Origin of the sequence: Mobiluncus porci, assembly GCF_009695935.1 — a bacterium.
In the GTDB taxonomy this organism is placed as follows: Bacteria; Actinomycetota; Actinomycetes; order Actinomycetales; family Actinomycetaceae; genus Mobiluncus; species Mobiluncus porci.
Map to the genome: position 1 here is coordinate 26,565 of NZ_VUMY01000023.1, position 7,999 is coordinate 34,563.

General features: G+C 56.8%; 12 protein-coding genes. 1 reads left to right on the plus strand and 11 read right to left on the minus strand.

Annotated elements, in window-relative coordinates; genetic code table 11:
* Positions 1-71 precede the first annotated feature (71 nt).
* From FYJ63_RS10265 to FYJ63_RS10310, 10 genes are all read right to left on the minus strand, one after another.
* Entirely contained in the window at positions 72-2,672 is a 2,601-nt protein-coding gene (locus FYJ63_RS10265; protein ID WP_154546407.1) for a phage/plasmid primase, P4 family, read from the minus strand.
* Complete coding sequence (locus FYJ63_RS10270) at positions 2,669-2,833, minus strand: hypothetical protein (protein WP_154546409.1); 165 nt, start codon at positions 2,831-2,833, stop codon at positions 2,669-2,671. Before FYJ63_RS10270 ends, FYJ63_RS10265 begins: the two co-directional genes overlap by 4 nt.
* A 161-nt stretch (positions 2,834-2,994) precedes the next feature.
* Positions 2,995-3,771, minus strand: coding sequence for a hypothetical protein (locus FYJ63_RS10275; RefSeq protein ID WP_154546411.1), 777 nt, complete (start codon positions 3,769-3,771; stop codon positions 2,995-2,997).
* A 45-nt stretch (positions 3,772-3,816) separates the two neighbouring features.
* Positions 3,817-4,521, minus strand: a complete 705-nt coding sequence (locus tag FYJ63_RS10280; protein ID WP_154546413.1) for a hypothetical protein — start codon at positions 4,519-4,521, stop codon at positions 3,817-3,819.
* A gap of 47 nt (positions 4,522-4,568) precedes the next feature.
* Positions 4,569-4,976 carry a hypothetical protein gene (locus tag FYJ63_RS10285; RefSeq protein ID WP_154546415.1) on the minus strand — a complete coding sequence of 136 codons (408 nt, stop codon included), beginning with the start codon at positions 4,974-4,976 and terminating at the stop codon, positions 4,569-4,571.
* A 31-nt stretch (positions 4,977-5,007) separates the two neighbouring features.
* Complete coding sequence (locus FYJ63_RS10290; protein WP_154546417.1) at positions 5,008-5,370, minus strand: hypothetical protein; 363 nt, start codon at positions 5,368-5,370, stop codon at positions 5,008-5,010.
* 25 nt (positions 5,371-5,395) lie between these two features.
* A complete protein-coding gene (locus tag FYJ63_RS10295) occupies positions 5,396-5,755 on the minus strand; it encodes a hypothetical protein (protein WP_154546419.1) in 360 nt (119 codons plus the stop codon).
* Entirely contained in the window at positions 5,749-5,946 is a 198-nt protein-coding gene (locus tag FYJ63_RS10300) for a helix-turn-helix domain-containing protein (protein WP_195839382.1), read from the minus strand. The genes FYJ63_RS10295 and FYJ63_RS10300 overlap by 7 nt, the downstream gene beginning before the upstream one ends.
* Entirely contained in the window at positions 5,943-6,932 is a 990-nt protein-coding gene (locus FYJ63_RS10305) for a pentapeptide repeat-containing protein (RefSeq protein ID WP_154546423.1), read from the minus strand. The genes FYJ63_RS10300 and FYJ63_RS10305 overlap by 4 nt, the downstream gene beginning before the upstream one ends.
* A gap of 73 nt (positions 6,933-7,005) precedes the next feature.
* Positions 7,006-7,248 (minus strand): hypothetical protein, encoded by a 243-nt coding sequence (locus FYJ63_RS10310; protein WP_154546425.1) that lies wholly within the window; start codon positions 7,246-7,248, stop codon positions 7,006-7,008.
* A 92-nt stretch (positions 7,249-7,340) separates the two neighbouring features.
* Here FYJ63_RS10310 and FYJ63_RS10315 point away from each other — a divergent pair, with 92 nt between their 5' ends.
* Positions 7,341-7,670: a helix-turn-helix domain-containing protein gene (locus tag FYJ63_RS10315; protein WP_154546427.1), complete on the plus strand. Its 330-nt coding sequence runs from the start codon at positions 7,341-7,343 to the stop codon at positions 7,668-7,670.
* Between the two features lie 77 nt (positions 7,671-7,747).
* Here FYJ63_RS10315 and FYJ63_RS11280 read toward each other — a convergent pair.
* Positions 7,748-7,999 (minus strand): hypothetical protein (locus tag FYJ63_RS11280; protein ID WP_229770141.1); only part of this gene is annotated, 252 nt, incomplete at its 5' end.

The window sequence follows — 7,999 nt, forward strand, 5'->3', positions numbered from 1 at the left end:
GCATATCCACAGACAGAAAGGCGTGTGTGTATGGTTTGAGTGTATGCAACGATTCACTGTTTCAGGGTTGTTCATCGTCCGCCTCCGAGGTCGCTCCACGGATCCTTGGGAGTGTCTTCGCCGGTGTTGGCCAACGTGACGTTAGTGAATAGATTTCCTTTTCTGGAGTGGACTTTGCCTAGCCCGTATATTTCTCTTAACGCCCGCCCGAGTGCGGTATTTGATATTTCTGTTTCGTTTTCCCTGTAACACCATTCTTTATATGTGCGGTTCATATCAGAACTGGACACACGCGCATAATCACCACCGCCAATAATCAGGCATTCATCAATAAAACGGGATAGCGTATCTTCTTCGGCCGCGTATTCTTGTGAATCGGTTTTTACTGATTGTGGTGTCTGTAATCCTTTTTCGAGATATTGTTTTGCGCCGTCGATGATCCATTGCAGGATTCCTGGCCCCTCAGCGTCCACAAGTTTCTGGTCGAGGTTTTCGATCACATCTTCCGGTTTGACTGTCTGGTTGAATCCGATGACGTTGGTTCTGCGCCAGAATGATGTGCCTCCGGTGCTAACTTTGGGCTTGTGGTTGCCCATGAGCCATAACTTGTGGGTGGGCGTGAATGTGAAGTATTCGCGGTACATGTGTCTGGCGGTCAGTTTGTCGCCGCCGGTCAGTAGCTTCACCTTGGCTTCGTCGAATCGGTCGTTTTCGTTGATTTCGGAGCAGACGACCAACCTCTGTCCGTCGAGGCGGGCGATTTCGGTTTCGTGCCGGTCTGGACCGGCCATGAGGAACCGTGCTGGGGCTGATGTGGCGTAGTCGCCTAGTATGGCCATTAGCGTGTCTAGGAGGACTGATTTGCCGTTGCCGCCGGGGCCGTACAGGAATGGCAGTATATGGTCACTGACTACGCCCGTGGCGGAGTATCCGGCGAGGCGTTGCAGGTAGCCAATCATTTCAGCATTCCCGGCGAAGGTCTGTTGCAGGAATTTGTCCCACATTGGTGTTTCCATGCAGGCTGGTGCGACCGTAGTGGTTTTGGTGTGCCACCTGGTGGGGTCTGGCTGCCCTAGCTGGCCGGTTTTCAGATTCACGATTCCTTTGGGCGTGTTTAATTCGTAGGGGTGGCGGTCGAGGGTGTCTTTTTCGGCTACTAGACGCATGTCGGTTTGGGCCATTGCGAGTCGGTTTGTGATTCCTGCCCTGGCGAGGACTTTGGTTTTGTAGGTGGCTGCGCCTTTCCCGGCGGTTGGTAGTTGCCGGTAAAGTTGTTTGGCGAGTTCTCGGATGATGCCGCCGCCTTCGGGTTGGGGTTGCCAGACGTAGCCGTTCCAGTGGAGCCATTTGCCCCATTGTGGGACGTACACGATTTGGTGTTGGTAGTGTTGCGCGAGCCAGAGCGCGTCGAAGTCTTCGGAGCGTTGCGGCGCGGATGGTTCCGGGTCAGGGTTGGATACGACGAGGGCGAGGCTGCCTGCGGTGGGGGTATGGTCTGTTCCCTCACCTGTTTTTGCCCCATTTGTCCCAGCCTGTCCTAAAGTGTTCTGTTCCGGCTGGGTGAGTGTGGTAGGGGGTTCCGTTTCGTTATCCCCTTCGGGAACCTTAGAAACCTTAGAAACCCCCGTAGGTTGTTCGGAGAGTTCCGAAGGTTCCATGCCTGGGATGTGCGGCACTAGCTGTTTGGCTTGTTGCCCGTATCCGTCGGCTGCGAGAGCTCTTGCTGCTTCAGCGTGGTCGCCACCAAAATTCAGCAAACTGTATGCGCCGAATTTGGTGTATGGGATTTCTGGCTCGAACTGGGTGGAGCTGGTGAATACATAGAGCCGGTCGCGGTCTGTGGCGTGGCCGGTGGTGGCGGAGATGCCAACGTTTTTGCCTGGACGCCGCCAGTAGGTCGTAGAACCTGCTGTGTAGATGGCTGTCCAGCCCGCCGGTTCGAGGATTTCCGCCCAAGTGGTTCTCTGCTCGTAGTCGTCGCCTGGGCGGGTGCCGGCATCGAAGCCGTATTCGTTGTGGCTGCTGGGGTGAGTCAGATCGAGACTGGTTTGGTGTGATTCAGGTGGCAGGTATTTATTTATCGATTTGAACAGGGTCATTACGGCTTCATGTTCTTCTTCGGTCAACGTGAGGATGTGTTCGGGGCCGTAGGTGCAGATTTCCCAGGGGTTGCCGGTTTCGTGGAAGGAGCCTGGGGTGGGTGCTGCGACGACGTAGCCGCCTTCGCCGCGTGTCTCTGCTAGGACTTTGCCGTCCGTGTCTTTGGCTAGGCGGGTGTTTCCTGCCGGGGTGTTTTTGAGGCGGTAGAAGAAGTGGAGTCCACCGGAGGGGCTGATTTCCGTCCAGCCGCCCCAGAATATGCGGCTGGCGAGTTCTGACAGGCCGGAGGCTTCGGCGAGGTTGAAGATGTCGTCGTCTAGGTGTTGTTCGGTTGCGCGGCCTTCCAACTCCAACATTTCGAGGTTGCCGGAGACTTTCCCGGTGATGATTCCTAGCCCGTATCCGGGGTTTTCGCGCCACCATTGGAGTATTTGGTCTATGGTGGCGGGGATGCGCTGGTACTGTTTCCAGGGGACGGCGGGTTGTTTCGTGCCTGGCCTGACTGGGATGACGGAGAGGCCTTGGTTTGCGGCTTGGATTGCCGCGGCGAGGACTGGGTTTAGTGCGGTCATTTCTTGGCGGCCTCGTTCATCATGTTCAGGAAGGCTTCGGCGAAGTCATCCTGCGGGGGTTTGTGTGGGCGCGGGTTGAGCTGCTTGTCCAACTGGTCGTGCAACCGGTTGAGTCTGCGGGTGATGCCGCGCAGCACCTCGGTTTTGGTTTCGCTGTTCACTTCTGGTCTTCCTTTCGATGGTGGTTAGTTGTTTGGTGCCCGTCTGGGGTCTTGCACCCCTGCCCCAACACTGCGATGGGAATTCTTTGTGAGGACGTTGGGTGGGACGGGCTTTGTCCGGCAGGCGGGGCGTGACCTTTCCCCGCCTGCCGGGGTCTTTTCTAGTAGTTGCCGAGCATTACGGCGACTGCGGATTCTTCGATTCCGAGGTGCTTCGCGATTTGCGGGTGTGCTACGCCAAGGGAAGCGAGTTCCCGTGCCTTGCTCGCTATGTCCTGCTGTGCCGGAGCTGGCTGCGCTGGCGCTGGCTGCGCATACTGCTGCACCGGGGGTTGTGCGGGTGCCTGCTGCACGGGTGCTGGCTGCGCATACTGCTGCACCGGGGGTTGTGCGGGTGCCTGCTGCACGGGTGCTGGCTGCGCATACTGCTGGGGCACCTGCGCCGGTGCCTGCTGTGCTGGCGCCGGCTGTTGCAGGTTGGCTTCCGCAGCTGGGGTAATCACATACTGGTACACGTTTTGCGTGTAGGTGCCGGTCTTGCCCTGCACCCGTTCCTCACGCACAAACGTAGCTGTGATTTGGTTGCCCACGGCCAGGGCTTGGCGTACGTCGGGTTTACCGTCAGAAGTTTTTAGTCCGGTGGCTTCGATTGCTTCCTGCAGCCAGGAACGTTGCGCACCCCAAGCCTTGATATAGAGTGCCCGCGCCCCATCGTCCTCGTTCGTGGCCAATGCCGGAACGTGCAGGCGGATTACGTACTGCATCTTTGGTTCACCCGAGGGGAACACGGCAGGCTGATTCGTGCCGTACTCGGTCATCTGCGTGAAAGCGATACCGGTGATGATTCCAGTGAAACTGGATCCTACCGGCTGCTGGGTGAACAGGCCTTTGCCTTGTCCTTGCATGGAGGCTTCGATTTGGTCAAATACGTCGCTCATTTTCTTGTCCTTCGTTAGTTGTTGTGTTTGTTCGTTGGTATTCGGTTATGCGGCTGTGAGGCCGAGTCCCAGCGGGTCTGTCGGTGGAGGTTTGTCGGGGTAGCGTTTGCAGTCCCAACATCCTGAGTCCCTGGGGAGGTTGGTGATCCACTTGTCGCGCACGTCGATGCCGGCGGCCTGTTCGATGGCGTCCAGGGAGATTTGCAGCCGGTTTGCGCGTTCCAGAGCAGCCAGCGCGATTTGTGGCTGATATGGTTCGTGCCACCAGAACCCGTGGCGCATCTGCTTATTGCGGGGCAGGAAGTAAATACTCACTTCGTCGATTGGTGTGCCGGCGTCGTTCCAGCCCTTCGCATACAGATGCGCCTGGGTGCGGTAGACCTGGGACGGCCCGGCCTTATACTTCGCCAGACTTGAATCACCGACAATCTTCCAATCCACGGTCATGCGCCCCTGGACATCAACGAGGTCTGTGCTACCCCAGATTTCTTTGCCGCCAATAAGTCCGACCATTACGCGGGCTTCGGTCAGCCAGTCGCTGCGCCCCTCAGTTCGGGCTTGGGCTTCGGCCTGCTGGAAATGTTCCTCCATCCAGGCGTGAACGCTGGTGCCGATGACGGTCACCCAGGGGGTTTCGACCTCGTGCTTGTCCCAGCCTGCGAGGCGGGCTGCTAGGCAATGGTCGCAGGGATTGCCGATTTCGGACGGGCCGATGATGCGTTGCAGGGAGCGCGGCTGATTGGCGATCATTTGCTGTATCAGTCGGGTGATTTCCTGCGTGCGTGCGTCGTAATCCATTAGACTGCCGCCAGCTGCTTCCGCGCCGGTTCCAGCCGGTAATCCTCAGAGATTACTTCGACTTCAACATCGTCGGTTTCATCTTCCGGGTCATCAATGATTTCCGTTTCCACCCATTGGAACAGGGTCAGCTGGTCCAGGTTGACGGAGCGCATCTTCGTGGGGTTGGATTGGTGCTTGGGCGGTGCCATCTGGTATTCGCCGGTAATCCGAATCTGGTCTTGCGAGTAGGAGACTGGTTCGACAATCAGTTTGATTGTCAGGGTTCCCTTGGCGCCTTGTGCCTGAACCTTGCTAATCAGGTCGGCCAGGGTTTCGCTGACTTGCTCGTTGAAGCTGCGCTCGTCCAAGGCTGCGATAACATCGCTAACCTGGTTTAGTTCTTGGTCTGAAAATTCCATAGCCATTTCTGGTTTCCTTTTCTCTAGGTAGGAGGGGTTATTTGAGGACGATTACCGGTGTGGCTGCGGCGTCCTTGTAGGTGTCCAATACGGCTGGCGCAATCTGGTTTTTGATAGCCGTCGTGTCCAACTGCATGGAGTACATGGTGGGGTATTCGTTGACGGGGAATGCTTCCATGAATCGGGTCTTGTTGAGGGTTCGGCGGGGTGCCTGTACCTGGATGGTGTAGGGTCCGGCTTCGTGGTTGCCGATTCCGAGGGTGGCCAGTTGGGTTTTTATCTGGTCTTCTTCGGCTTTCAGCTGGTCGATGTCGGCCTTGATTTGTGCCCATCGTGTGGCCAATTCTTCGATTGGTTCTGGTTGGGGTTCTGGTGCTACTGCTAGTGCGGTGCGTGCCATGATTCTTTTCCTTTCCTTGTAGGGGTTAAGCGGCGGTGTCACCGTCGCCGTGATTTGTTGATTCCGTTTTTTTGACTCGTATGAACTCGGGGATATCCAAATCGCCGTCGTTTCGGGGATAAGGTTTAGTCATGAGGTCTTGCAGCTGGTCGATGACGTCATTCATCGCTGCCACATAGCCGAGGTTCCAATGCAGGTCGATATTATTGACCGCATCTTGGTAGGCTTCGATGGCCTCTATGAGCTGGTCTTGCATGAAGTCGTGGATTTCTTGCCCGTTCAGGTCGCGGTACATACAGATTTTTTTACGTTTGGCGGGGTCCTCTTTGTCGAGGAAGTGTCCGGCACGCAGCCGAGCGATTTTTTGGAGCAATTTGTCTAACATGAAGTTTCCTTTCGGGCTATGGGGGCGATGAAGGTGTCGAGGTCTTGTTTGCGGATCATCCAGAGTTTGGGGCCTTTTTTGGTGGCGGGGAGGATTCCTCGCCAAATCCAGTCGTAGATGGTGCAGGGTGCGACTCCGAGGATTTCGGCGGCCTGCTTGGGGGAGTAGCCAGCTGGGGTGATAGGTGTCATGATTCTGTTTCCTCTTCTACGGGGTATGTGTTGATGTGTGCCTCGCATAGTGCGATGGCGGCCTGGAGGATGGGGCGGCGGCGTGTGATTTCTTCGCCTTTTGCTTCTGGCCAGTCCTCGTTTTTCGCGATGAGTTCTCGTAGCTCATCGAGGGTGCCTTTCCAGCAGCCGATGGTGAGTTGCCATCCGGTGCTGGTGTAGGAGAGGGTTGTGCTTCCGGAGGCGAGGCCGTGTATGGTGAGTGGCTGCCCGATAGTATCGGTGAGGTTCGTGTTGTACAGGTCAGCGCCGATGAGGTTCGCGTCGGTGAGGTTCGCGGCGTACAGGTTCGCGTCGCGTAGGTTCGCGTCGCGTAGGTTCGCGTCGCGTAGGTTCGCGCTGTGTAGGTTCGCTCTGGTGAGGTCAGCGCCGATGAGGTTCGCGTCGGTGAGGTTCGCGGCGTATAGGTTCGTGTTGTGCAGGTTCGCGCTGGTCAGGTTCGCGGCGTACAGGTTCGCGTCGGTGAGGTTCGCGGCGTACAGGTTCGCGACGCGTAGGTTCGCTTCGCGTAGGTCAGCGCCGTGCAGGTTCGCGGAGTACAGGTTCGCGACGCGTAGGTTCGCGGCGCGTAGGTTCGCGGCGCGTAGGTTCGCTCTGGTGAAGTCAGCGCTGGTTAGGTTAGCGTTGTACAGAGTCGCGTCGGTCAGTTTAGCGATGTGCAGGTTCGCGCCGGTGAAGTTCGCTTCGTGTAGGTCGGCGCTGGTCAGGTTCGCTTCGTGTAGGTCGGCGTCGGCGAGATTAGCGCCAGTGAGGTTCGCGCCAGTGAGGTTCGCGCCAGTGAGGTTCGCGCCAGTGAGGTTCGCGCCGGCGAGGTTCGCGCCGTACAAGTTCGCTTCGCGTAGGTCAGCGCCGGACAGGTCAGCATCGGGTTTTACTTCAAAACCGTTGATAATCATGCTTTCGTCGGCCTGCTTGGGGGAGTAGCCAGCTGGGGTGATAGTGGGCATTTTCTTGTTCCTTTGCGGGGGGGTAGGGGTAGTGATGATGGTCGTGGGGGGGGGAGGGGTGGTGGAGGTCGTGTCACGCGACCTCGCGAGAGATTTGAAAAATGGGGGGCGTGAATTGCGATGGGTTCACACCGGTCACATCAGCGACGCGCAACAGTTCATCCCAGGTGAAGTCAGAACCACCGCGAAGTTTTCTGTCAAAAGTGCGTTCGGGAATCGCTGCCTGAATCGCGACTTTTCTCTTGGATTTACCAGAATTCACAACCGCTTGAGCGACAGCCTTAGCGGTCCATTGGGTAACGTTTGTATTTGCCATACGGCAAATCTATCACGCATTTGGCGGACGCGCAAGTGTGAAATCGCCTATTTGAAAAACAAGTTTGCCGAAAGTATGTTATTGTTGGTCACATGACGAACGAAACTCGACGTGGTGCCCGATTTTCCGAGCTTCTCAGCAAGGAATTAAAGGGGGCGATTACAGCGAACGGCTACACGGTCAAAGAGGTGTGCCGCGCAATAGACCTCAACCCTTCAACCTTCAGCAATTACGTGAACGGCAGCCGAATGCTTCCCTCTGATGTGTACGCCGACGCTTGCGAATTTATAAAGGTTGAACCTGCAATTCTTGTAGATCGTGCGTATGACCGGCTAGAAGCCGAAATACCGCTCACCCTCGCGGCGAAGTCCACGCCCTACGATGTGCGTGCTCAGATTGAGGCTGAACAGGAGGAGCCGTGAAGACGCTCCGTCCTGCCTGGCTCCTGCCAGGACTCACTGAGCCTGTCCTTCACTACTGGCTCGAAACCAACAATATTTCAGTCGGTGAAGATCCGCTCCGTATTGGTCTGCACGCCGCCTATGACTGGAAACACAACCACATACTCCTCTCCCCCAAACTCCCCCAAGCCCACAGGTTCGCCACCCTCACCCACGAAGCCGTACTGAAGCGTCCTGGGTTTTGTTCCTACCTGTTTTTGAGAGGATAGGAACATGCCTAGAAGGTATTCACAAGAGTTTAAGGATCGCGCGGTGCGGATGGTCGTGGATCGTTTGGCTGATGATCCCTC

Coding starts and splice junctions, on each gene's coding strand:
- FYJ63_RS10265 (WP_154546407.1), bottom strand. CDS start 2,672: ATGACCGCACTAAACCCAGTCCTCGCCGCGGCAATCCAAGCCGCAAAC.
- FYJ63_RS10275 (WP_154546411.1), bottom strand. CDS start 3,771: ATGAGCGACGTATTTGACCAAATCGAAGCCTCCATGCAAGGACAAGGC.
- FYJ63_RS10280 (WP_154546413.1), bottom strand. CDS start 4,521: ATGATCGCCAATCAGCCGCGCTCCCTGCAACGCATCATCGGCCCGTCC.
- FYJ63_RS10285 (WP_154546415.1), bottom strand. CDS start 4,976: ATGGCTATGGAATTTTCAGACCAAGAACTAAACCAGGTTAGCGATGTT.
- FYJ63_RS10290 (WP_154546417.1), bottom strand. CDS start 5,370: ATGGCACGCACCGCACTAGCAGTAGCACCAGAACCCCAACCAGAACCA.
- FYJ63_RS10295 (WP_154546419.1), bottom strand. CDS start 5,755: ATGTTAGACAAATTGCTCCAAAAAATCGCTCGGCTGCGTGCCGGACAC.
- FYJ63_RS10300 (WP_195839382.1), bottom strand. CDS start 5,946: ATGACACCTATCACCCCAGCTGGCTACTCCCCCAAGCAGGCCGCCGAA.
- FYJ63_RS10305 (WP_154546423.1), bottom strand. CDS start 6,932: ATGCCCACTATCACCCCAGCTGGCTACTCCCCCAAGCAGGCCGACGAA.
- FYJ63_RS10310 (WP_154546425.1), bottom strand. CDS start 7,248: ATGGCAAATACAAACGTTACCCAATGGACCGCTAAGGCTGTCGCTCAA.
- FYJ63_RS10315 (WP_154546427.1), top strand. CDS start 7,341: ATGACGAACGAAACTCGACGTGGTGCCCGATTTTCCGAGCTTCTCAGC.